We start from the raw sequence: 22,540 nt of genomic DNA, 5'->3' as shown, positions 1-22,540 counted from the left end.
GCAGGGGAACGGGATTGCAGGAAAGAGGGGCATAGTGTCAGCCGTTGGAGCGTCTGGGGACCGACCGTTGCTGGCGGTCCGCAGCCTGACAAAGCTATTCGGTTCGTTTGCCGCCTGTAACGGCATCGACCTCGATATCCAGCCCGGCGAAATCCACGCCCTCCTGGGCGAGAACGGAGCGGGGAAATCCACCCTCGTGAAGATGCTGTTCGGCGTCCTGGCGCCGACCGGCGGCGAGATTCTGTGGAAGGGCGAGCCCGTCCGCATCCCGAGCCCCGGCGCAGCGCGCCGCCTCGGCATCGGCATGGTGTTCCAGCATTTCTCGCTGTTCGAGGCGCTGACGGTCGCCGAAAACATCGCCCTGTCGCTGAACCCCGGCATTTCGCTCTCGAAGGTGGCCGAGGAGGCCTCGCGCCTCTCCCACCTCTACGGCCTGCCGCTCGATCCGAAGGCCCATGTCGCGGACCTCTCGGTCGGCGAGCGCCAGCGTATCGAGATCGTGCGCGCGCTGTTGCAGAACCCGGAACTCATCATCCTCGACGAGCCGACCTCGGTGCTGACGCCGCAGGAAGCCGACCGCCTTTTCGAAACGCTCGCCAAATTGAAAGCCGAGGGCCGTTCCGTCCTCTATATCAGCCACCGGCTGGAGGAGGTGCAGCGCATTTGCGACCGCGCCACCGTTCTGCGCCACGGCAAGGTCACCGGCGCCTGCGATCCGCGCCAGGAGACGCCGTCTTCGCTCGCCCGCATGATGGTCGGCAGCGACGTCGCCTCCGTGAGCACGGCAGGCACGAACACCAGGGGCGACGTGCTGCTGGAGGCGCGACATCTCAGCGTGCCGGCGCGCACGCCCTTTGCCGTGTCGCTGAAGAACGTCTGTCTCAAGGTGCGGGGCGGCGAGGTGCTGGCCATCGCCGGCGTCGCAGGCAACGGGCAGGGCGAGCTTTTCGACGCGCTGTCCGGCGAATATCCGGTGGCGGACGCCGCCGCCCTCTCCATCCGCGGCAGGGCCGCCGGCAATCTCGGCATCACCGCCCGCCGCCTGATGGGCGCCGGCTTCGTGCCCGAGGAGCGCCATGGCCATGCCGCCGTGCCGGGCCTGCCGCTTTCCGACAACCTCGTTCTGGCGCGCAACCAGTCGGACCGAAGGACGTTCCTTTCCGGCGGCGTCCTCGGCATCATCCGCCGCGCGGTCGTGCACATCGCCTCGCGGCGCATTTCCGAGACGATGGATGTGCGCAAGAGCGGCGAGGACCCGGCCGCCGGCTCGCTTTCCGGCGGCAACCTGCAGAAATATATCGTCGGCCGCGAGCTCGACCGCCAGCCGGCCGTGCTGATCGTCAACCAGCCGACCTGGGGCGTCGATGCGGGGGCGGCGAGCCGTATCCGGCAGGCGCTCGTGGACCTTGCGAAATCGGGCTCGGCCGTGCTGGTGATCAGCCAGGACCTCGACGAGATCTTCGAGGTGGCGACGGAGATCGCCGTCATCAGCGAGGGGCGGCTTTCCGATGCCTATCCCGCGCACGAGATGACACGGGAAAAGATCGGTCTCCTCATGGGCGGCATGTACGGCAAGACGGAAGGCGGGGAGGCGGTCCATGCGCATTGAACTCGAAAAGCGCGCCAATCCCTCGACGTTCTATTCCATCCTCTCGCCTTTCCTCGCGCTCGGCCTGACGGTCATCGCCGGCGGCATCATGTTCGCGCTGCTCGGCAAGAACCCGGGCACGGCGCTCTACAGCTTCTTCATCGAGCCGCTGCTCGACGTCTGGTCGCTGCACGAGATCGCCATCAAGGCCGCGCCGCTGATCCTGATCGGCGTCGGCCTTTCCGTCTGCTACCGCTCGAACAACTGGAACATCGGCGCCGAGGGGCAGTTCATCGCCGGGGCGATTGCCGGCTCCATCGTGCCGGTCGTCTTCCACGACTGGCATTCCCCGCTCGTCCTGCCGCTGATGCTGATCTTCGGCATGATCGGCGGCGCGCTCTATGCCACCGTGCCCGCCTTCCTCAAGGCGCATATGAACACCAACGAGATCCTGACGAGCCTGATGCTGGTCTATATCGCCCAGCTCTTCCTCGACTGGCTCGTGCGCGGCCCCTGGCGCAGCCCCGACGCCTACAATTTCCCGGTGACGCGCGATTTCGCGCCGGAGGCGATCCTTCCCGAGCTCGTTTCCTCGGGACGGGCCAATCTCGGCTTCGCCTTCGCCATCATCGCGGCCGTCGCGCTGTGGGTGATGATGCGCTACACGCTGAAGGGCTTCGAGATCACCGTGCTCGGCCAGTCGGAGCGGGCAGGGCGCTTTGCCGGCTTCTCCTCCAAGCGCATGATCTGGTTCTCCATGCTTTTGTCCGGCGCGCTCGCCGGCCTTGCCGGCATTTCCGAGGTCAGCGGCACGATCGGCAAACTGCAGCCGATCATCTCGCCCGGCTACGGCTTCACCGCGATCATCGTCGCCTTCCTCGGGCGCCTCAATCCGCTCGGCATCATCGCCGCCGGCCTGTTCCTCGCGCTCACCTATGTCGGCGGCGAGGCGGTGCAACTGACGCTCACCGTCTCCGACAAGGTCACGCGCGTCTTCCAGGGGCTGCTGCTCTTCTTCGTGCTCTCCTGCGATACGCTCATCCAGTACAAGATCCGGCTGGTCTTCTCCCGCCTTAGCGGTGGAAACGAGGGAGCGCTCTGATGGGCATGATCGAGGCCATCCTCCTGACCGTGATCACCGCGGCGACGCCGCTGGTGCTCGCCTCCATCGGCGAACTCGTCACGGAGCGCACCGGCGTGCTCAACCTCGGCGTCGAGGGCATGATGGTGATGGGGGCGGCCATCGCCTTCGCCGCCACGCAGGTCACCGGCTCGCCCTATATCGGCATTCTCGCCGGCATTGCCGGCGGGGCGCTGTTCTCGCTGCTGTTCGGCTTCCTGACGCTGACGCTCGTCGCCAACCAGGTGGCAACCGGCCTTGCGCTCACCATCCTCGGCCTCGGCGTTTCCGGCCAGATCGGCGAGCCCTATGTCGGCATGTCGGGCGCCAAGCTCGAGCCGATCGCGATCCCGCTGCTCGCCGACATTCCCTTCATCGGTCCGCTGCTCTTCCGGCAGGACATCATCTTCTACCTGTCGATCGCCATCGTCATCGGCGTCAACTGGTTCCTGTTCAAAAGCCGCGCGGGCCTGAAGGTCCGGGCGATCGGCGACAACCATGCCTCCGCCCACGCGCTCGGTATCCATGTCATCCGCACGCGCTATCTCGCCGTGATGTTCGGCGGCGCCTGCGCGGGCCTTGCCGGCGCGCAGCTCTCGCTGGTCTATACGCCGCAATGGGTGGAGAACATGTCGGCCGGGCGCGGCTGGATCGCGCTGGCGCTGGTCGTCTTCGCCTCGTGGAGGCCCTGGCGCGTGCTGCTCGGCGGCTATCTCTTCGGCGCGGTCTCGATCAGCCAGCTGCATGCGCAGGCCTTCGGCCTCGGCATTCCGTCCCAGTTCCTGTCGGCTCTTCCCTATGCCGCCACTGTTATCGTACTAATCCTGATATCGCACAACCGGCGCATGACGCTGATCAACACGCCGGCCTCGCTCGGCAAGCCGTTCGTGCCGGATCGGTGACGAGAACAAGAAGACGGGAAACAACCACTCCAACCTCAGAGGATAAAATGAAGAAAATCATTCTCGCTCTCGCAACCTCGGCCGCCGTTCTCGGCTTCGCCGTCGCCGCCAGCGCCCAGGACAAGACGAAGATCTGCTTCATCTATGTCGGCTCCAAGACGGACGGCGGTTATTCGGAAGGCCACGACCGCGGCCGCCAGGAGCTTGAAAAGGCGATGGGCGACAAGATCGAGACCGCCTTCCTCGAAAACGTGCCGGAAGGCCCGGATGCCGAACGCGCCGTCGAGCGCATGGCCCGCTCGGGCTGCGCGCTCGTCTTCACCACGTCCTTCGGCTTCATGGATGCGACGATCAAGGTCGCGCAGAAGTTCCCGGACGTGAAGTTCGAGCACGCAACCGGCTTCAAGAGCGCGGAAAACGTCGGCACCTACAACGCCCGCTTCTATGAAGGCCGCTACATCCAGGGCGTGATCGCGGCCAAGATGTCGAAGAAGGGCGTCGCCGGCTACATCGCCTCCTTCCCGATCCCGGAAGTCGTGATGGGCATCAACGCCTTCATGCTCGGCGCGCAGTCCGTCAACCCGGACTTCAAGGTCAAGATCGTCTGGGCCAACACCTGGGCCGACCCGGGCAAGGAAGCCGATGCCGCCAAGGCGCTCGCCGACCAGGGCGTCGACATCCTGACCCAGCACACCGACTCCACAGCGCCGATGCAGGTTGCCGCCGAACGCGGCATCCACGCCTTCGGTCAGGCGTCCGACATGATCTCCGCCGGCCCGAACACGCAGCTCACCGCGATCGTCGATACCTGGGGCGCCTACTACATCAAGCGCACGCAGGCTGTTCTCGACGGCACCTGGAAGTCCGAGCAGATCTGGGACGGCCTGAAGGACGGCATCCTGACCATGGCGCCCTATACCAACATGCCCGACGACGTGAAGAAGGCCGCCGAGGACGTCGAGGCGAAGATCCGCTCCGGCGAGCTGCACCCCTTCACCGGCCCGGTCAAGAAGCAGGACGGCTCCGACTGGCTGGCCGCCGGCAAGGTCTCGGACGACGGCACGCTGCTCGGCATGAACTTCTACGTCGCCGGCGTGGACGACAAGCTGCCGCAGTAAGCAGGAACGGCAAGGAACGTGGAAGGCGTCCCCCAAAGGGACGCCTTTTTCGTTCGTGCGGCACTCTATCCCCCTGTTTATGCGCAACTCCACACACAAACCGTTTCGCACTTTCGCTGGAATTGCTCTATACCTGCCGGATGGTTTCGGGACGGACGGGGTGCCCCGGAACGGAGGAGGGGAAGGTTCTTGCGCAAGGGTTTGCTTGAGACGGTCATCAGCGGGATGAACACGCGCACCAGCCATGCGCAGGTCGTCAACGCGCTGGGCCGGGCCATCATCGCGGGCGAATACCCCGTCGGTGCGACATTGCCGGGCGACGCGGAGCTCGCGGCCCGCTTCAAGGTTTCCCGCACGGTGCTGCGCGAGGCGATGAAGACGCTGGCCGCCAAGGGCCTTGTCGTGCCGCGCGCGCGCATCGGCACGCGCGTGACACCGAACACGCAATGGAACCTCTTCGACAGCGACATCCTCACCTGGTATTTCGCCGTCGGCATCAACGAGGATTTCCTGCTGCACCTTTCCGAAGTGCGCCTCGCCTTCGAGCCGCATGCCGCGGTGCTCGCCGCCCGCCATGCGACGGAGGCCGACATCAGCCAGATGATGCGGCTCGCCGTTGCCATGGGCGATTCGGAACACACCGCCGAGACGCTCGCCATGGCCGACCTGAAATTCCACCTCTCGGTTCTGGAAGCATCGCGCAATCCGTTCCTGCGCACCGTGGGCAGCCTGATCGAGGCGGCCCTGGTCGGCGCCTTCAAGCTCAGCTCCCCCGCCGCCGACCGCGGCAAGCGGGGCGACGTCGCCGCCACCCATATCCGCATCGTCGAGGAGATCGACAGGCGGGACGAGGAGGGCGCGCGCCGCGCCATGGAAAACGTCATCAAGGTCGGCCGCGAGCGCGTCGTGCAGGCGCTGCGCGCGGAAAAGCAGTCAGGCCGGTAACGGCGCGGCAAGGTCCAGTTCGCCCTGCGCGCCGGCGTCCCGGCGAAGCCCGTCGGCTTTCAGGAGCTGCTCGGCCATGGCCGAAGCGAGCTCATCCTTGGCGATCACGATATGGTTGGCGCCGAACTGGCGCAGATGGTCGGATTCCGCCTGCGAGGTGGCCCGCGCGACGATGGCAAGGGCGCCGTTTGCCGCGCGTGCCTGCTCGATCAGGGTGCCCGCGGCGAAGGCATCGGGTATCGCCGTGACAAACCAGCGTGCGCCGGCAATGTTGGCCTGCGCCAGCACGCCGCGGTTGCCGGCGGGCTCGCCGATGGCCTCGATGCCGCTTTCGCGCAGCACTTCGGCAACGCCCGCGCGCTCCTCGATGACGAGGAGGGGAATGCCCGCCGCCCTCAGCCGTTCGACGACGCGCCGGCCGACGCGGCCGTAGCCCACCACCACCGCGTGGTCCGCGAGCGTCGTCGGCTCGGGCACGTCTTCCACGCTCGCGGCCTCCTCGGCCTTCGGCGCCGTCTCCTCTCCGCCTGGCGGCTCCTGTGCCCCGTCCAGCCTTGCCCCATAATGGTCGACGGCCATGAAGAGCAGCGGATTGACGAGGATCGAGAACAGGGCGCCGGCGACGACGAGGTCCTGCGCAACCGGCGGAAGCAGCTTGAGGCCGACGCCGAGCACCACGAGGATGAAGGAGAACTCGCCGATCTGGGCGAGGCTTGCGGCGATCGTCAGCGCGATCGTGCGCGGATAGCCGAAGGCCTTGACGATGAGATAGGCCGCGGCCGACTTGATGAAGATGATGGTGACGACGGTGGCGAGGATCGCCAGCGGCCGTTCGAGAAGATTGACCGGATCGAACAGCATGCCGACCGATACGAAGAAGAGAACCGCGAAGGCGTCGCGCAGCGGCAGGGTCTCCCGCGCGGCCTGCTGGCTGAGCTGCGATTCGGCCAGGACCATGCCGGCGAAGAAGGCGCCGAGCGCGAAGGACACGCCGAAGAGCTTCGCCGAGCCGTAAGCCACCCCGAGCGCGATGGCGAGCACCGACAGGCGGAACAGCTCGCGCGAGCCCGTATGCGCGACGTAATGCAGGATGAGCGGGATGACCTTGCGGCCCACGACGAGCATCAGCGCGATGAAGGCCGAGACCTTGACGGCGGTGACGCCGACGGCGGTCCATACCGCACCGATGCCGAGCGCGCGGGTGAGGTCGGGATCCACGTCGGCGGTCTGCGCCATGCCGCCGAGCACGCCGGCAAGCGGTGGCAGGAGCACCAGGGTCAGGACCATCACGAGATCCTCGACGATCAGCCACCCGACCGCGATGCGCCCCTTCTCCGTCTCCACCATGCGGCGCTCCTGCAGGGCGCGCAACAGGACGACCGTGCTGGCGACGGAAAGCGACAGGCCGAAGACGAAGCCGCTGCCGGCCGACCAGCCCATGGCAAGCCCGAGAAGCAGCCCGAAGAAGGTGGCGACGAGGATCTGGCCGATCGCGCCGGGAATGGCGATCGTGCGAACGGACAGGAGGTCTTTCAGGGAAAAATGCAGGCCGACCCCGAACATCAGCAGGATGACGCCGATCTCGGCCAGTTCGTTCGCCAGTTTCTGATCGGCGACGAAACCGGGCGTGAACGGCCCGATGCAGACGCCGGCCAGCAGATAACCGGCGATCGGCGGCAGGCGAAAGCGGTGTGCGACCAGCCCCGCCAAGAAGGCGAGACAGATACCGGCGACGAGGGTCGCGATCAGCGGTGTCGCATGGGGCAAACGTGTCTATCCTATTGCTTGGGAATTCAAGAGGATAGGGTAGGGCGGCCGCCCGGTTCGCGCAAGACGAAAATCCGTTCAGCCGTCGTTGCTGGCGTTGAGGTCCTCCGGCCGCGTGCCTTCGTCGTGCGCATGCGTGGCGAGCTGGGCCGCCCCCATCGCCTGGTAGAGGTTGAACAGCGCCTCGCTTGCGCGCGCGGCCAGCCGGAACCAATCGCTGTTGCCGGCGATGGCGGGGTGATGGAGCAACTGGTCGTCGACGAGGTCGAGCACGATGGAGGTCGTGTGCACCGCCTCATGGAAGCCGAAGGAACCGGAAGCGTACTGCGCAAGCAGTTCCGGCGGCGTCATGGCATGCTCTCCCGCCAGGATGTCGAGCTGTCTCAGCCGTTCGTCCTCGAGTTCGATGTCGCTGCTTTCCAGCATGGTCGTCGCCCCTCCGTTGCCTCTTCGTATCAATAGTAGTCGAGCCGCACATGGCGGCGGATCAAAAGCAGCGAGCGATCCGGCTGGATGATGTACGTTTCGTCCACCTGCCTGCCCATCGTGTCGTAGAATGTGTGGCCGAGCGTGCTGCCGATCGGGGCCTTGGTGAGCTTCGTTCGAGGCTGGCCGCCATAGGTGATGCTGCCTGGAATGGGTTCGAGACGCCCGGCCTGCGCGGTGCAGGCGGCAAGGGCGAGGGCGGCAAGCAGGGGCACGAGGATTCGGATCATGGCAGGCTCCTTCCGGCGCAGTCTAGCAGATCGCGCGCAACGGGAAACGGGCGACCGAAGCCGCCCGTCATGAAGCTTCAGCCCTGGGGCGTCAGCGTCACCGATGTGCCGGTGGCCGCCAGGTTGAGCCCGATCTGGCCGCTGACGCTGATCGTCTGCAGGTGGATCGAGCCGGAGGTGCCGCCGATGAGTATGTTCGTGCCGACACCGACGCCGACGCTCGCTTCCGCGGTCGCCCCCTGGTAGAGGCCGCCGAGCGAGCCCTGATGGTAGCCGGCCGTCGGCGCGAAGACCGCCCAGACGATGCGGCCCTGGGTGGTGAAGCCGAGATCGACGCCCATCTTGCGGATCACGCCGCTATAGGAATCCCGCTCGCCGTTGGACGCCTTGAAGACGCAGTCGACGCTCTTTGCCGAACCGATCACGTAGCCGACGCCGCCGCCCACGTCGCAGGTCAGCATGCCGATCTTCACGCCATCGCGCGCGCCGCGGTCGATATAGACCGGCGCCTCCTCGCGGATCACCATGTCTGCGGCACCAGCGGTCGTCGCAAAAGCCTGCGCAAGGGTCAACGCGAGGATGGTTCCAAGCTTCTTGTTCATCTGTGCACTCCTTCTAGCTGGCACGATAATGGCGAATCCGGCGCATTGGTTCCCGGTCGCAACCGATCTCATGGCCAAGAACATGGCGGAGTGTGGGCACGCAACCGCCCGCCGTCAGGCGGCGGGCGCGAACACCGGTTTTCCGGTCAGACATGGTTGATGGTGGGAAGGTGCGAGATCACCTCGTCGCGGCTCCTCTCGTCGAGCGTGGCGATGTGCTCGTTCCAGAACGCTTCGGCGAGGCGGCTTTCGTGCTCCCATTTCCGGGTGCTCATGAGATTGTCGTCGATCTTTGCAAGCCGTCCGCCACCGAGGCGGAGATATTCGGCGGCAAGCTTTGCAGCGGGTGTCTGTGTCATGGCCGACCTCCTCTGGATGACTGGGCCGGAAACCGACAAGCCTCAGGGATTGTTCCGCGCAACAAAAAAGGCCGGGGCGAAAACGCACCGACCTTCCTCATCATCGTCCTATCACCAGTGCCAGTACATCCGTGGTCAAGAGCAGCAGGCGATGACGGCGATTGCGAGCGGCAGAAAGCTTCCAGCGCTCATCAGCAATGCCGATGGACGTGATATAGGAGGCCATTGTGTCCAAAACAAGGGCAATGCCGAAAATCGCAAACCCCGCCGCCGCACCCGGCGTTGACGCGCCGGGCAAAGCTGCTAAAAAGCCGCATCGCTCAAGGGGCGAGCCCGGCCCCGAGCCGGTGCTGCTCCTTGCCCCGTGGAAGAGTGGCCGAGCGGTTTAAGGCACCGGTCTTGAAAACCGGCGTAGGCGAGAGTCTACCGTGGGTTCGAATCCCACCTCTTCCGCCAAACACTGCCGATTGCCCTCTATGGCGCGATATTGCCGTCGGTCACCGCATCATCACCAAGCGACGGCGAAAACCGCCGATTCGACGCTGCAGCCCGATATATCTTGAAGTTCAGCACCGGCCGCTTCCGACCCCATTGTTGCCATTCCCCGAGCGTTCGTTAATCTCCAAAAGCTGCCATTCATTGACCTTGCATTGGGCGGCAGTTTCGGGGCCGAAACGGGGAATGGACGTTTACATGCGTCGCCAACATACATACGACTTTAGCGTGAACTGTAAGAAGAGAGCTAAATGCTGAGAACGTTGCACTTTCAAAACTTCAAGTCATGGAAAGACGCAAGGGTGGAGTGCGCGCCGATTACGGGCTTTTTCGGAACGAACTCATCCGGCAAGACCAGCCTTCTGCAATTCCTTCTGATGCTCAAGCAGACAAAGGACGGCACGGATAAAGCGATTTCCCTCGACCTCAACGGCGATCTGGTACAACTCGGAACGATCACCGACGCGATACATCAGCATGATGAGAGCCTGACGCTTTCGTGGGATTTGGAATTTGTGCTCAATTCCGAGCTTGCGATCGCGGATGCGAGTAAAGTCCCACCGACTATTATATCACGAAGCGATCGTTTTCGTATCGCTTCGGCTAATGTGGTTCAGGCTGGCGCGCCGAGGGCAACGAGGCTCTCCTATGAATTGGGGGACCTGATCTTCCGATTGGCCCCAAAATCTGAACAGACGTCGCAGTTCGAACTTCAATGCCTTCGAGCCGATGGAGGGGCGGCTGATTTTCACTTTATTCGAACACTCGGACGTGCCTGGCGATTGCCTGGACCGATAAAATCATATGCATTTCCGGACCAGGCGCGGACGTACTTTCAAAACGCTGCATTTCTTGCTGACTTAGAGGCCTCCTACGAGCAGCAACTCGACAATATCTACTATCTCGGTCCGCTCAGGCATTACCCACAACGCGATTATCTCTGGACGCGATCCAGACCGACAGATGTCGGTGCCCAAGGTGAGAAGGCTATCGATGCGATTCTAGCTGCTACGCAGGATGGTTTGACCCGAAATCTCAAATGGAAGTCGAAGCACATGAGCTTCCAGGAGATGGTTGCTTATTGGCTGAGAGAGATGAGCCTCATCCAAGAATTTAAGGTCGGGGAGATCGCTAAGAACTCGAATCGCTGGCAGGCTCGAGTGAAGACACGGAAGGGTGCAAGCGAGGTTCTTCTGACGGACGTCGGATTTGGTATCTCGCAGGTGCTGCCGGTAATCACTTTGCTGCAGTACGTCCCGGACGGATCGACCGTTATCCTCGAGCAACCCGAGATCCATCTACACCCGCTAGCACAGGCGGCGCTCGCCGACGTGATCATCCAGGCATCAACCCATCGCAAAGTACAGGTCATCCTCGAAAGTCACTCTGAGCACCTGCTTCTACGCCTGCAGCGTCGCATCGCCGAAGGCGTTCTTCCGAACGACGATGTCCGACTCTACTTCTGCGACGCTGCAAGTGGAGAAAGCACGATCACGCAGCTCGAGGTGGACCTCTACGGCAACATACGGAACTGGCCCGAAAAGTTCATGGGTGACGCATTCAACGAGGCGGCCCATGCAGAACTCGCACGTCTGAAGCGCATGAGAGCTAAATGATGGCTCGGTACGTGATCGACACAAACGTAGCTATCGTCGCGAACGGTAAAGAGGATGTCGCAATAGAATGCCAATTGGCTGCTGTCGAGACGTTGACCAAAGCGGTCAATAGCGGCGTTATCGTTGTCGATGCCGCGGGCGAAATTCGAGATGAGTACCGACGCCACCTGAACCCTCACGGCCAGCCGGGCGTTGGTGACCGGTTCTATTTCGAGGTCATAAATTGCCACCCAGATCGAACCGCCCAAGTCGACCTGCCGAAGCGAGAGGATGGTGAATTCAAAGATTTGCCTCAAGCGATCATCGATGCCGGTTTCGATCCGAGCGACAGGAAGTTTGCGGCGGCGGCAAAGAAGTCGAACTCCCCGGTCTACAATGCGACCGATTCAGACTGGATCGAGCACCGAGAGATCATAGAAGCCACCGGCATCAAGGTCGTATTCCTTTGCGGTTGCGACCCCGCTATTTGGAAGGCCTGACGCGACTTATTCCAATGTCTTTGATGCCGAAAATTGGCGCGTCTATAAGTGATTTCTAATTGATATTACATACCTCTTTGGAAATTGACTTCGACCGGAATGGCCGTTTTCCATACTCCACTGCTCTGAAGTGGTCGGGCAGAAAACCACCCCGACTCGGTCATTCGCAGCGGCTGACCAATGGCGACAGCAAAAGGCGGACTTGCGGCGCAAACCTGCCGCCAAATGCACGATATCGCCGCCGTTTTTGTACGCAAGCGCCGCCGAAAACCGCCGACCGCCGCATAGCGTTAAATATCTGCATAATTGTCAAAGGCTTATCACCATTTCATAGTGCTCAGCTTCGTTGGGCGCTGCCCGCCAAATGCCGCCGATTGCCGTTGGGCGAAGCGGTGAGTTGCGTGATCAGGCAGGAACATAGGTCAACCTGATCACGTCCGCGCCGATCCGCTCGCTGGCCACGAGGCGGAGGGGCGGGCGGGGGGCGGCGAAGAAAGGCTTGCCGCGGCCGAGCACGACGGGGTGGATGTAGAGGCGATACTCGTCGACAAGGCCGAGGTCGGTGAGGCTCCGGGCCAGATCCGGGCCGGAAACTGAAATCTCCCCGGAGAGGCGGGCCTTCAATTCGCCCATGACCGTCGCAAGGTCACCCTCGACAAGGGTGGCGTTGGGGCCGACCGCTTGCAACGAGCGCGATACGACCCATTTCGCATGGCCCCGCCACGCCGCCGCGAATTCCTGTTCCTGCGCGGTCCATTCCGGATGGTCGTCGTCCCGGTAGCGCATGACCTCGTACATGCGGCGGCCGTAAACGCTGGCCGCGAGGCCGCGCACCTGTTCCGTCCAGTGGTGAAAGAGCGGGGGATCCGGCGCGAACTCCTCATGGTCGACATAGCCGTCCAGCGACAGGTTCATTGCAAAGACGATCCGCGCCATATGCTGGTCTCCGGCATGTTTCTCGGGCTTGCCGCCTTCAAGGCAGGCGGTCCGACATTTCGGGCGGGATCAAAGATCCGTCACTCTTGGGCACTGCCGGCTGCTCGGCCTCGATGAACAGCACGCTGACGACGAGAGCGGCCAGGAGGCCGAGCAGGATCAGAAAAAGCAGGCCCGATTTGTCCATAGGACGACTGTAGCACGCAATGCGATGAAATCGAGGCACGGGCGCGCTGCCTTCGCACCGCCCCGGACCGATCCTGGGAACGCCGCGCGGCCACTCGGTGGACGCCGGGAGCGGCGTCGCCTGTGCCGATCAGGCGGCCTTCTTCCTGCGCAGCGAGATGAAGGTGAGCGCGCCGGCAGCGACACCGTACAGCACCCACTTGAAGGGCAGGACGTCGGCGATCTCGCTGCGGATCGGCCGGACTGCAACCGTGCCCGGCGCGGATTGGTAGCCCGCATCCCCACCGGCCTTCGCCTCGGCGATCTGCTCCGGGGAGACCACCCATTCGGCTCCCTTCCACTTGTCGTAGGCCATGGCGCCCCCGCCGACGATCACGGCGACAGCGGCGGAAGCAATGAGGTTGCGCATGTTGGACATCCTTGATTTTCCTGCATATTTCGAGGCGCGCAAAATAGGCAGGCAATCGGGCGGAGGCAAGCACGAGGGGCTGGCCATCTGTGGACGGACGGCAGGGGCCGGTGATCTTGCGCGTCAAGCAGGATCAGGCGCGATGCGGGGCTCGGCTGTCTCCTTACGACACAGGTGAGGGCGCTTTGGCAAACCCCCGGGGCAACTTTTCCGGACTTGTTCCAGACGCAATGTGGTCCTAAGCTTCAGCCACACCCGAAAGCAATGTTGCCGGCTGGATGTGGATCAAGGGGAGGCAGCAATGGATGTGCTTCGAGACCCTGCGCATATCGGCATGTTCGAACCTCAGGACCTCGATATCCTGAAAGGCGTGTTCACGCGTCTGACGACCGCCGGGCCTCCGGCCTTCGATGAAGCCCGGGCTCGCTCGCTCGCCCGGTCGATCATAACGCTTTACCGGCACGGCGTGCGCGACCCCAACCAGCTCTTCGACGTCCTGCAGGACGACGCATCCTGATTGACAAACATGATGGTAGATCGAGCGCCTGCCTTCACCCGGCGGGCGTATTAACCATGCGGAAACCATAACGCATTGATCTTTATGCCCGGCGCCGCACACGCTCGCAATTTTGCCATCTTGTTGGCATGATTAACGCACTGTTATTTACTGAGTGGCATTCACCGTCGACTTGCAGGGGCAAGGCAGTCGGCTGGTAAACCGTCGGGGACAATAGCGGCGTGGGACATCATAACTTGAAGAAGAATGCGAACCGTCTTGGCACGAGCCTCCGGTTCATCGCAATTCCGCTGGTCTGCGCAGGGCTCGCTGCCTGTGCGACGACGACGGCCGCCCCCAAGAAGAAGGTCCGCGGCAAGGAATTCTTCGCCGAATCCGAATATGGCGTGAAGGCGAGCCCGCGCGTCGTTCAGGACGGCCAGCCCGTGCCGAAGGGCGGCGGGCGCTACCAGCTCGGCAAGGCCTATCAGGTTCGCGGCAAGTGGTACGAGCCGAAGGAAGAACCGGGCTACAGCAAGACCGGCCTTGCCTCCTGGTACGGCTCCGCCTTCCACGGGCGCAAGACGGCGAACGGCGAGGTCTACGACAGCTATCACCTTTCCGCCGCTCATCCGACCTTCCCGTTGCCGAGCTATGCCCGCGTCACCAATCTGGAGAATGGTACGTCCGTCGTCGTGCGCGTCAACGACCGCGGCCCGTTCCACGAGAACCGCGTGATCGACGTTTCCTCCAAGACGGCCGATCTGCTCGACATGAAGCGCACCGGCACCGCCAAGGTGCGCGTGCAATATGTCGGCAAGGCGCCGCTCGAGGGCAACGACATGCCCTATCTGATGGCGTCCTACGTGCCGAAGGGATCGCGCATTCCGGCGGTCGATCCGGGCGGCCAGATCGCCACCGGTGTCATGGTGGCTTCCGCCGATCCGCGCGCGCTGCCAGGCACGGGCGAGGGCACGCTCTCCCTGCCGCAGACGAGCACGATGACGGCGCTCGCCAAGACCGCGCCCGAAAGCGGCGCCTTCCAGGTCATGGACCAGTTCGTCCTCCTGCCGGAAATCGGCCCGATGCCGACGGAGCGGCCGAATTTCGGCGCCGAGCCCTCCGGCGTCAGCTATGCCGCCGCCTATGCGGACGAGCGCGTGCGGGATGCCTCGGGCGCCTTCGATGCCATCCTGAACCTCGACGGCCGGTTGACCCCGCTTTCCGAACTGGCCGGCAACGCCGGCTGAGAGGCGGGCCGATAACCCGCCGCCGCAAAGCCGTTTGCGCAATGCGCACGGCTGTGTGAGTGTGACGACATCCGGAGTCGCCATGCATCGCCGCCTTATTGCCTGCCTTGTTCTCTTCCTGTCCCTGACGGCGGTTGCGCGCGCCCAGTCGCCGGCGCCGCAGGCCGGTTTCGACGTGAAGGCCAGGCAGGTCTACATGATCGAGGCACAGACCGGCACGGTGCTTTTCGCCCGCGCGGAGGACGAGGTGGTGCCTGCCGCCTCCCTCGCCAAGCTGATGACCGCCGCAACGGTGTTCAAGGCGCTTTCCGGCGGCGAGATCACCCTGGAGACGCAGTATCCCGTCACCGAACACGCCTGGCGGACGGGCGGCGCGCCATCGCGCACCTCCACCATGTTCGCCGCGCTGAAATCGAACGTGCGCGTCGAGGACCTCATCCGCGGCGTCACCGTCCAGTTCGCCAACGACGCCTGCATCATTCTTGCCGAGGGCATCGCCGGTTCGGAAGAGGCCTTCGTCGAAAGGATGGTGAAGGAGGCGCGGGCGCTGGGGCTGGAGAAATCCACCTTCGCCAATGCCACCGGCCTGCCGGACCCCGGCAACAAGGTGACGATGCGCGAGATGGTGACGCTCGCCCGCCATCTGGAGACGACCTATCCGGGCTACATGCACTATTATCTCGAACCCGAATTCGAGTGGAACAAGATCAGGCAGCGCAACCGCAATCCGCTTCTTGCCCTCAATATCGGCGTGACCGGCTTCGTCACCGGCTTTTCGGAGGAGGGCGGCTATTCCATCGTCGCGGCGGTCAACCGCGACGGCAAGCACATGCTGCTGGCCATGGGCGGCATGGAGAGCGACAAGATGCGTACGGAGGAGACCCGCCGCATCGTCGAATGGGCGCTGTCCTCCTTTGAGCGGCGCACGCTCTTCAAGCAGGGCGAGATGATCGCGGAGGCGAGCGTCTATGGCGGCGACGCCTCCACCGTGCCGCTGGTCGCCGGCGACGAGGTGGACGTGTTCCTGCCGAAGGACAATTCGCAGCGCCTCGTCGCCCGCGTCGTCTACACCTGGCCGGTCCGCGCGCCCGTCGAGCCCGACGCGGCGGTGGGTACGCTGAAGATCTGGAACGACAAGCAGCTCCTGCGCGAGGTGCCGGTGAAGACCGCCGGCAAGGTGGGTGTCGGCCCGCTACGAACGCGGGCGCTGGATGCGCTGATCGAGCTGTTCTTCTTCTGGATTTGACGGGGCGGGGCGGGGGAAAAGCGTTTCGTCCGCCGGGAACATGGGTTAGTAGTGTCCGACTCGCCTCCGCCTCGCCGGAAATCGTCAAATGGCCGCCGCGGCGGCCGCTGGAACGGAAATAGGATTTGTCTGCCGCACCCGGTTTGTTTGTCACGTTCGAAGGCGGCGAAGGCGCCGGAAAGTCGACGCAGATCCGGCTTCTGGCAAACGCCCTGCGCGCACGCGGCCTGACGGTGCTGGTGACGCGCGAACCGGGCGGCTCCAAGGGCGCCGAAGCGGTGCGCCACGTCCTTCTTTCCGGCGCGGCCGAGGCCTACGGCATCCGCATGGAGGCGATCCTTTTCGCCGCCGCGCGCATCGACCATGTCGAGCAGGTCATCCGCCCGGCGCTTGCCGCGGGCACCGTCGTGCTCTGCGACCGCTTCATGGATTCCTCGCGCGTCTACCAGGGCATCACCGGCAATCTTGAGCAGGCCTTCGTCGAGGCGCTGGAGCGCGTGGCGGTCAACGGCGTCGTGCCCGATTGCACCATCATCTTCGACCTTCCCGCCGCCATCGGCCTCGAACGCGCCCGCCGCCGCGCCGCAGGGCCGGACGAGCAGCCCGACCGGTTCGAGAAGGAAGAGCTGGAAACGCACGAGAAGCGCCGCGAGGCCTTCCTCGACATCGCCGAGCGCGAGCCGCTGCGCTGCCGCGTGATCGACGCCACCAGGACGCAGGAGGAGATCGCCGCCGAGGTGCTCGCCATCGTCGAGCCGCTTCTCCCGATCACCGCGCATGGCCGGCAGGACCCGGAGCGAGTCTCGTGAGCGACGAACGTCCCGGCATCCTCGACGGCGCGGTGCATCCCGGCGAGCAGACGAAGCTCTTCGGCCATGCCGCGGCGGAAGATTTCCTGGCGCGCTCCTATCGCTCCGGCAAGGGCCATCACGCGATCCTCATCGAAGGGCCGGAAGGCATCGGCAAGGCGACGCTCGCCTTCCGCTTCGCCAACCATGTGCTGCACCATCCCGAGCCCGCGGAGGCGCCCGAGGCGATCGCCGACCCGTCGCCCGCATCGCCCGTCACCCGCCAGCTCGCCTCCGGCGCCTCGCACAACCTGCTGCATCTCACCCGGCCGGTCGACGAGAAGACCGGCAAGGTGAAATCGGCGATCACCGTGGACGAGGTGCGCAGGGCCGGCAAGTTCCTGGCGCAGACCTCGGGCACCGGCAACTGGCGCATCGTCATCATCGATCCGGCCGACGACCTCAACCGCAACGCCGCCAACGCCATCCTGAAGATCCTCGAGGAGCCGCCGAAGCGCTCGCTCTTCCTCGTCCTGACCCACGCGCCCGGCAAGCTGCTGCCGACCATCCGCTCGCGCTGCCTGCCGCTCCCGCTCTCGCCGCTGTCGGAAAACGATCTCGCCGCCGCGCTGGACAGCCTCGGCACCACGCTGACCGGCGGGCGGGCAGGGGACGTTTTGGCGGCCGCCCATGGCAGCGTCTCGGAGGCGCTGAAGCTCGTGAACTATGGCGGCTTCGACATCGTCGAGGCCTTCCGTGCCATTGTCGCGGGCCAGGCGGAACCGCCGCGCCGCGACGTGCACAAGCTCGCCGACGTGCTGTCGGCAAAGGACAGCGACACCGTCTTCTCGTTCTTCTGCCAGCACGCCGCCGACTTCGTGACGGACGCCGCGCGCAAGGCCGCGCTTTCAGGCGACATCGCCCGCGCCGACCGTCTCGCGCAGCTTTCCTCGCAGCTCGGCGAGCGAATGGCCATCGCCCAGGCCTACAATCTCGACCGCAAGCAGACGATCATCAGCGTGCTCGACGACATCCGGGCCGCGCTCTAGGTCAAAGCCGAAACTTGCTGTTTCCCTCTGCGCCCGCATGGTCTAATACCTTGCGGCATTGCACAACCGAAGACAGAACGCACCCCCGATGACCGATACGTCCCGCTTCTACATCACGACCGCCATTTCCTATCCGAACGGCAAGCCGCATATCGGCCATGCCTACGAGCTGATCGCCACGGATGCCATGGCGCGCTACCAGCGGCTCGACGGGCGCGATGTCTTCTTCCTGACCGGGACGGACGAACACGGCCAGAAGATGCAGCAGACGGCACGCAGGGAAGGCATTTCCGCACGCGAACTCGCCGACAGGAATTCGAAAGAATTCAGGGATATGGCTGTTCTTCTTAATGCGTCGAACGATGATTTCATTCGCACGACCGAGGCGCGCCACTACGAGACCTGCGCCGAGATCTGGCGCCGCATGGCGGACAATGGCGACATCTACAAGGGCGGCTATGCCGGCTGGTACTCGGTGCGCGACGAGGCCTATTACCAGGAGAGCGAGACGGAGCTGCGCGCCGACGGCGTGCGCTACGGTCCGCAGGGCACGCCCGTCGAATGGGTGGAGGAGGAAAGCTATTTCTTCCGCCTGTCCGCCTATCAGGAAAAGCTCCTGAAGCACCACGAGGACAACCCGGACTTCATCGGTCCGGCCGAGCGGCGCAACGAGGTGATCTCCTTCGTGAAATCCGGCCTCAAGGATCTGTCGGTCTCGCGCACCACCTTCGACTGGGGCATTCCGGTTCCCGGCGACCCGGCGCATGTCATGTATGTCTGGGTCGATGCGCTGACGAACTACATCACCGCGACCGGCTATCTCACCGATCCGGAAGGCGCCCGGGCAAAGTACTGGCCGGCGAATATCCATATCATCGGCAAGGACATCATCCGCTTCCATGCGGTCTATTGGCCCGCCTTCCTGATGTCGGCCGGCGTGCCGCTGCCGGGCCGCGTCTTCGCCCACGGCTTCCTGCTCAACAAGGGCGAGAAGATGTCGAAGTCCCTCGGCAACGTGGTGGACCCGGTCAACCTCGTGAACCATTTCGGCCTCGACCAGATCCGCTATTTCTTCCTGCGCGAAGTCTCCTTCGGCCAGGACGGCAGCTATAGCGAGGAGGGGATCGCGACCCGCATCAACTCCGACCTTGCCAACGGCATCGGCAACCTCGCCAGCCGCTCGCTGTCGATGATCGTCAAGAACTGCGACGGCAAGGTTCCGGAATGCGGCGAACTCAACGACGCGGACCGCGCGATGCTCGCCTCCGTCGATGCCCTTCACGCGATCACCCGCGAAGAGATGGGCAGGCAGCAGATCCACAGGGCGCTGGCCGCGATCATCGCCGTCGTCTCGGAAGCCGACCGCTACTTTGCCGGCGAGGCGCCCTGGGCGCTGAAGAAGACGGATCCGGTTCGCATGGGCACGGTGCTCTATGTCACGGCGGAAGTGGTGCGCCAGATCGCAATCCTGCTTCAGCCCTTCATGCCGCAGTCCGCCGGCAAGCTGCTCGATCTCGTCGCCGCACCCGCCGACAAGCGCGACTTCGGCGCGCTCGGCGAGGCGGGCCGTCTCGTCAGCGGCACGCCGCTGGAAGCACCAAGCCCGGTCTTCCCGCGTTACGTGGCGCCCGAAGGGTGAGCCTGCAATGCTGATCGATACCCATTGCCATCTGGATTTTCCCGACTTTTCGGCCGAGCGCGACGATATCGTCGCGCGGGCGCACGCGGCCGGCGTGAAGCAGATGATCACCATCTCGACGCGGGTCCGGAAGTTTCCGGAGATCCTGGCGATCGCCGAAACGTATCCCTCGGTCTTCTGCTCGGTCGGCACGCATCCGCACAATGCGGACGAGGAGATCGACATTCCGGTCTCTGAGCTGGTCGAACTGTCGCAGCACCCGCGCGTGGTGGCGATCGGCGAGGCGGGGCTCGACTACTTCTATGACAACGCGCCGCGCGACGCGCAGGCCATCGGCCTCGTCAACCATATCGCCGCCGCGCGCGAGACGGGCCTGCCGCTCGTCATCCACAGCCGCGCGGCCGACGAGGACATGGCCGCGATCCTGACCGAGGAAACGGGGAAGGGGGCGTTTCCCTTCCTGCTGCACTGCTTCTCCTCCGGGCCGGAACTGGCGCGCGTCGGCGTCGCGCTCGGCGGCTACGTCTCCTTCTCCGGCATCCTGACCTTCCCGAAATCGGAAGAGCTGCGCGAGATCGCGAAGACCGTGCCGCTGGAGCGCATGCTGGTGGAGACGGACGCGCCCTATCTCGCGCCCAAACCCTTCCGCGGCAAGCGTAACGAGCCGGCCTATGTGGCGCACACGGCGGCCGTTCTCGCGCAGACCGTCGGTGTCGGCGTCGAGGAGATCGCCCGCATCACCACCGAGAACGCTTTCCGCATCTTCTCGAAGATGCCGCGGGTGTAGCCGTGGCCTATACGCGTCGCTTCACCATCCTCGGCTGCGGCTCGTCTCCCGGCGTGCCCCGCATCACCGGTGACTGGGGCGCCTGCGATCGCGCCAATCCGAAGAACCGCCGCACCCGCGCCGCCTTCCTCGTCGAGCAGTTCGGTCCCGAGGGCAAGACGACGGTCGTTATCGACACCGGCCCGGATTTTCGCACGCAGATGATCGCCGCCGGTGTCGAGAGCATCGACGCGGTGCTCTATACGCATGCCCATGCCGACCATATCCACGGCATCGACGACATCAGGGGCTTCGTGCTGCAGACCCACCGGCAGGTGCCGATCTGGGCCGATGCGGCGACGATGGAGCGCATCCGCGAAGGCTTCGGCTATTGCCTGAGGACGCCGGTCGGCAGCATGTATCCGCCGATCGTCACGGAGAACCTGATCGACCCGATGGACGCGCCGGTGACGATCGACGGGAGAGGGGGGGCGATAACGTTCCAACCCCTGCTCCAGGTGCACGGCTCGATCCATTCGCTCGGCTTCCGCATCGGCGACGTGGCCTATTGCAGCGACATCAGCGACTTCCCCGAAAAGACCGTCCCGCGCCTGCGGGGCCTCGACATTCTGGTGATCGACGCACTGCAATACCGTTTCCATTCAAGCCACCTGTCGCTCGGCCAGGCACTGGAATGGATCGAGCGGCTGAAGCCGGCGCGGGCGATCCTGACCCACATGCATGTGCCGCTCGACTACGACACCGTGCAGAAGGAAACGCCGGCCCATGTGGAGCCGGCCTATGATGGCCTCCGCTTCGAGGTGGCGCTTACCGCAGATCAGGCGAAATAGGGCGCCAGATTCTTGCGGATGCGGTCCAGAACCGTCTCGCCGGAAAGATCGGGCACGAATGTCTTTCCGGTAATCTGTTCAAAGGCCTGGATGTAGACCTTCGAGGTCTGCTCGACGAGGTCGCGCGGGATTTCCGGGATCGGATCCTTGTAGGGATCGCAGCGTTCGGTAACCCAGGCGCGCACGAAATCCTTGTCGAAGCTCGCCGGCCGGCCGCCGGCCGCAAAACTCTGCTCGTAGCTGTCGGCGATCCAGTAGCGGCTCGAATCCGGCGTGTGGATCTCGTCCGCCAGCACGATGCGGCCGTCCTTGTCCGTGCCGAATTCGTATTTCGTGTCGACGAGGATCAGGCCGCGCTCGGCCGCGCTCGCCTGTCCGCGTGCGAAGAGCGAAAGCGCATAGCGCGAGACGGTTTCCCATTGTTCGGCCGTCAGCAGGCCCTGGGCAAGGATTTCCGCGCCGGAGAGCGGTTCGTCATGGCCGCCGTCGAAGGCCTTGCTGGTCGGCGTGATGATCGGCTGGGGAAGCCTCTCGTTGTCCCGGAGGCCGTCCGGCAGCGTTATGCCGTACATGTCGCGCTCGCCCTTGCGGTACTTCGTCAGGATCGAGGTGCTGGTCGTGCCGGCGAGATAGCCGCGCACCACGACCTCGACCGGAAGGATGTCGAGCCGCGTGCCGATGACGACGTTTGGGTCGGGATAGGCCAGGACGTGGTTCGGGCAGATGTCGGCCGTTTCCTCGAACCAGTAGCGCGCCGTCTGCGTCAGCACCTGGCCCTTGAAGGGAATGGACGTCAGGATGACGTCGAAGGCGCTGAGCCGGTCCGTCGCGATGATGATGCGGCGGCCATCCGGCAGGTCGTAGTTCTCGCGGACCTTGCCCTTGTAGCGGTTCGGCAGTTCCGGGATATGGGCGTCGGAGAGAGTGCGCAGATCGCTCATCGTGCGAGGCTTCCGTTGTTGGTTCGGTCTGTCGTTCCGCTTAAGGCTCCGGGTGGTTCCGGGTCAAGGCAGAAACCGGATTTCCAGAGCCTTAGGCACTGTTGGGCGCATCGTTATGTTCCATAATCTATCTTATGTGATCTTTGTTCAAGGGTGGGTGGGTTCAAGGATGAAGTGCGACTTGCGAATGATGCCAATGGTTTATCAGTCGCAAGGACGCTGCAATGAAACACACCTACTCCCACCTGGACCTGAATGAACGCCGCAGGATAGCGC

Annotated in this window: 25 protein-coding genes and 1 tRNA gene; 17 read left to right on the top strand and 9 right to left on the bottom strand. The window is 64.2% G+C overall.

Annotated elements, in window-relative coordinates; translation table 11 throughout:
- Positions 1-34: 34 nt before the first annotated feature.
- The 5 genes from L0976_RS18440 (at position 35) to L0976_RS18420 (ending at position 5,673) form a co-directional block, all read left to right on the top strand.
- Positions 35-1,609, top strand: a complete 1,575-nt coding sequence (locus L0976_RS18440) for an ABC transporter ATP-binding protein (protein WP_234188728.1) — start codon at positions 35-37, stop codon at positions 1,607-1,609.
- Positions 1,599-2,690 (top strand): ABC transporter permease, encoded by a 1,092-nt coding sequence (locus tag L0976_RS18435; protein ID WP_234188726.1) that lies wholly within the window; start codon positions 1,599-1,601, stop codon positions 2,688-2,690. The genes L0976_RS18440 and L0976_RS18435 overlap by 11 nt, the downstream gene beginning before the upstream one ends.
- Positions 2,690-3,610 (top strand): ABC transporter permease, encoded by a 921-nt coding sequence (locus L0976_RS18430; RefSeq protein ID WP_234188725.1) that lies wholly within the window; start codon positions 2,690-2,692, stop codon positions 3,608-3,610. The genes L0976_RS18435 and L0976_RS18430 overlap by 1 nt, the downstream gene beginning before the upstream one ends.
- Positions 3,611-3,657: 47 nt before the next feature.
- A complete protein-coding gene (locus L0976_RS18425; protein WP_203318855.1) occupies positions 3,658-4,728 on the top strand; it encodes a BMP family ABC transporter substrate-binding protein in 1,071 nt (356 codons plus the stop codon).
- Positions 4,729-4,953: 225 nt separating this feature from the next.
- Positions 4,954-5,673: a FadR/GntR family transcriptional regulator gene (locus L0976_RS18420; RefSeq protein ID WP_203319726.1), complete on the top strand. Its 720-nt coding sequence runs from the start codon at positions 4,954-4,956 to the stop codon at positions 5,671-5,673.
- Here L0976_RS18420 and ybaL read toward each other — a convergent pair.
- From ybaL to L0976_RS18395, 5 genes are all read right to left on the bottom strand, one after another.
- Entirely contained in the window at positions 5,662-7,440 is a 1,779-nt protein-coding gene (gene ybaL, locus L0976_RS18415; protein WP_234188722.1) for a YbaL family putative K(+) efflux transporter, read from the bottom strand. The two genes, L0976_RS18420 and ybaL, sit on opposite strands and share 12 nt — an antisense overlap.
- A 78-nt stretch (positions 7,441-7,518) precedes the next feature.
- Entirely contained in the window at positions 7,519-7,866 is a 348-nt protein-coding gene (locus L0976_RS18410; protein WP_234188721.1) for a hypothetical protein, read from the bottom strand.
- A gap of 29 nt (positions 7,867-7,895) precedes the next feature.
- Complete coding sequence (locus L0976_RS18405) at positions 7,896-8,177, bottom strand: hypothetical protein (RefSeq protein ID WP_370577045.1); 282 nt, start codon at positions 8,175-8,177, stop codon at positions 7,896-7,898.
- A 56-nt stretch (positions 8,178-8,233) separates the two neighbouring features.
- A complete protein-coding gene (locus L0976_RS18400; protein WP_203318859.1) occupies positions 8,234-8,758 on the bottom strand; it encodes a DUF992 domain-containing protein in 525 nt (174 codons plus the stop codon).
- 146 nt (positions 8,759-8,904) lie between these two features.
- The gene (locus tag L0976_RS18395) at positions 8,905-9,117 is read right to left on the bottom strand and encodes a hypothetical protein (RefSeq protein WP_203318860.1); all 213 of its coding nucleotides are present in this window, start codon (positions 9,115-9,117) and stop codon (positions 8,905-8,907) included.
- Between L0976_RS18395 and L0976_RS18390 the strand changes: the two genes are divergently transcribed.
- From L0976_RS18390 to L0976_RS18375, 4 genes are all read left to right on the top strand, one after another.
- Positions 9,116-9,403: a hypothetical protein gene (locus L0976_RS18390; RefSeq protein ID WP_234188720.1), complete on the top strand. Its 288-nt coding sequence runs from the start codon at positions 9,116-9,118 to the stop codon at positions 9,401-9,403. The two genes, L0976_RS18395 and L0976_RS18390, sit on opposite strands and share 2 nt — an antisense overlap.
- A gap of 80 nt (positions 9,404-9,483) precedes the next feature.
- Positions 9,484-9,573, top strand: a tRNA-Ser gene (locus tag L0976_RS18385).
- A gap of 290 nt (positions 9,574-9,863) precedes the next feature.
- Positions 9,864-11,228 carry a DUF3696 domain-containing protein gene (locus L0976_RS18380; protein ID WP_234188719.1) on the top strand — a complete coding sequence of 455 codons (1,365 nt, stop codon included), beginning with the start codon at positions 9,864-9,866 and terminating at the stop codon, positions 11,226-11,228.
- Positions 11,225-11,707 (top strand): PIN domain-containing protein, encoded by a 483-nt coding sequence (locus L0976_RS18375; RefSeq protein ID WP_234188718.1) that lies wholly within the window; start codon positions 11,225-11,227, stop codon positions 11,705-11,707. Before L0976_RS18380 ends, L0976_RS18375 begins: the two co-directional genes overlap by 4 nt.
- A gap of 405 nt (positions 11,708-12,112) precedes the next feature.
- Here the strand turns inward: L0976_RS18375 and L0976_RS18370 are convergent, their stop codons facing one another.
- The 3 genes from L0976_RS18370 to L0976_RS18360 all read right to left on the bottom strand — a co-directional run bounded on the left by L0976_RS18370 (position 12,113) and on the right by L0976_RS18360 (position 13,247).
- Positions 12,113-12,643 carry a dihydrofolate reductase family protein gene (locus L0976_RS18370; RefSeq protein ID WP_234188717.1) on the bottom strand — a complete coding sequence of 177 codons (531 nt, stop codon included), beginning with the start codon at positions 12,641-12,643 and terminating at the stop codon, positions 12,113-12,115.
- A 37-nt stretch (positions 12,644-12,680) separates the two neighbouring features.
- Positions 12,681-12,830 carry a hypothetical protein gene (locus L0976_RS18365; protein WP_203318867.1) on the bottom strand — a complete coding sequence of 50 codons (150 nt, stop codon included), beginning with the start codon at positions 12,828-12,830 and terminating at the stop codon, positions 12,681-12,683.
- 129 nt (positions 12,831-12,959) lie between these two features.
- Complete coding sequence (locus tag L0976_RS18360) at positions 12,960-13,247, bottom strand: hypothetical protein (protein WP_203318868.1); 288 nt, start codon at positions 13,245-13,247, stop codon at positions 12,960-12,962.
- Between the two features lie 292 nt (positions 13,248-13,539).
- On the opposite strand from L0976_RS18360, the gene L0976_RS18355 reads away from it, so the two are divergent.
- The 8 genes from L0976_RS18355 (at position 13,540) to L0976_RS18320 (ending at position 21,323) form a co-directional block, all read left to right on the top strand.
- Positions 13,540-13,755 carry a hypothetical protein gene (locus L0976_RS18355; RefSeq protein WP_234188716.1) on the top strand — a complete coding sequence of 72 codons (216 nt, stop codon included), beginning with the start codon at positions 13,540-13,542 and terminating at the stop codon, positions 13,753-13,755.
- 236 nt (positions 13,756-13,991) lie between these two features.
- Positions 13,992-14,984: a septal ring lytic transglycosylase RlpA family protein gene (locus L0976_RS28705; protein WP_304945037.1), complete on the top strand. Its 993-nt coding sequence runs from the start codon at positions 13,992-13,994 to the stop codon at positions 14,982-14,984.
- An 82-nt stretch (positions 14,985-15,066) separates the two neighbouring features.
- Positions 15,067-16,230, top strand: a complete 1,164-nt coding sequence (locus L0976_RS18345) for a D-alanyl-D-alanine carboxypeptidase family protein (RefSeq protein ID WP_234188715.1) — start codon at positions 15,067-15,069, stop codon at positions 16,228-16,230.
- 125 nt (positions 16,231-16,355) lie between these two features.
- The gene (tmk, locus tag L0976_RS18340) at positions 16,356-17,039 is read left to right on the top strand and encodes a dTMP kinase (protein ID WP_234188714.1); all 684 of its coding nucleotides are present in this window, start codon (positions 16,356-16,358) and stop codon (positions 17,037-17,039) included.
- Complete coding sequence (locus L0976_RS18335) at positions 17,036-18,067, top strand: DNA polymerase III subunit delta' (RefSeq protein WP_234188713.1); 1,032 nt, start codon at positions 17,036-17,038, stop codon at positions 18,065-18,067. The genes tmk and L0976_RS18335 overlap by 4 nt, the downstream gene beginning before the upstream one ends.
- A gap of 88 nt (positions 18,068-18,155) precedes the next feature.
- Entirely contained in the window at positions 18,156-19,706 is a 1,551-nt protein-coding gene (gene metG / locus L0976_RS18330; RefSeq protein WP_234188711.1) for a methionine--tRNA ligase, read from the top strand.
- Between the two features lie 7 nt (positions 19,707-19,713).
- Positions 19,714-20,493 carry a TatD family hydrolase gene (locus tag L0976_RS18325; protein WP_234188710.1) on the top strand — a complete coding sequence of 260 codons (780 nt, stop codon included), beginning with the start codon at positions 19,714-19,716 and terminating at the stop codon, positions 20,491-20,493.
- Between the two features lie 2 nt (positions 20,494-20,495).
- The gene (locus L0976_RS18320; RefSeq protein WP_234188708.1) at positions 20,496-21,323 is read left to right on the top strand and encodes an MBL fold metallo-hydrolase; all 828 of its coding nucleotides are present in this window, start codon (positions 20,496-20,498) and stop codon (positions 21,321-21,323) included.
- Here L0976_RS18320 and L0976_RS18315 read toward each other — a convergent pair.
- Positions 21,311-22,255: a phosphoribosylaminoimidazolesuccinocarboxamide synthase gene (locus L0976_RS18315; RefSeq protein WP_234188871.1), complete on the bottom strand. Its 945-nt coding sequence runs from the start codon at positions 22,253-22,255 to the stop codon at positions 21,311-21,313. The two genes, L0976_RS18320 and L0976_RS18315, sit on opposite strands and share 13 nt — an antisense overlap.
- Positions 22,256-22,540 lie beyond the last annotated feature (285 nt).

The sequence above is a fragment of the Shinella sp. NM-101 genome, assembly GCF_021401195.1.
GTDB lineage: Bacteria > Pseudomonadota > Alphaproteobacteria > Rhizobiales > Rhizobiaceae > Shinella.
This window is presented reverse-complemented; position numbering and strand designations above follow the sequence as displayed.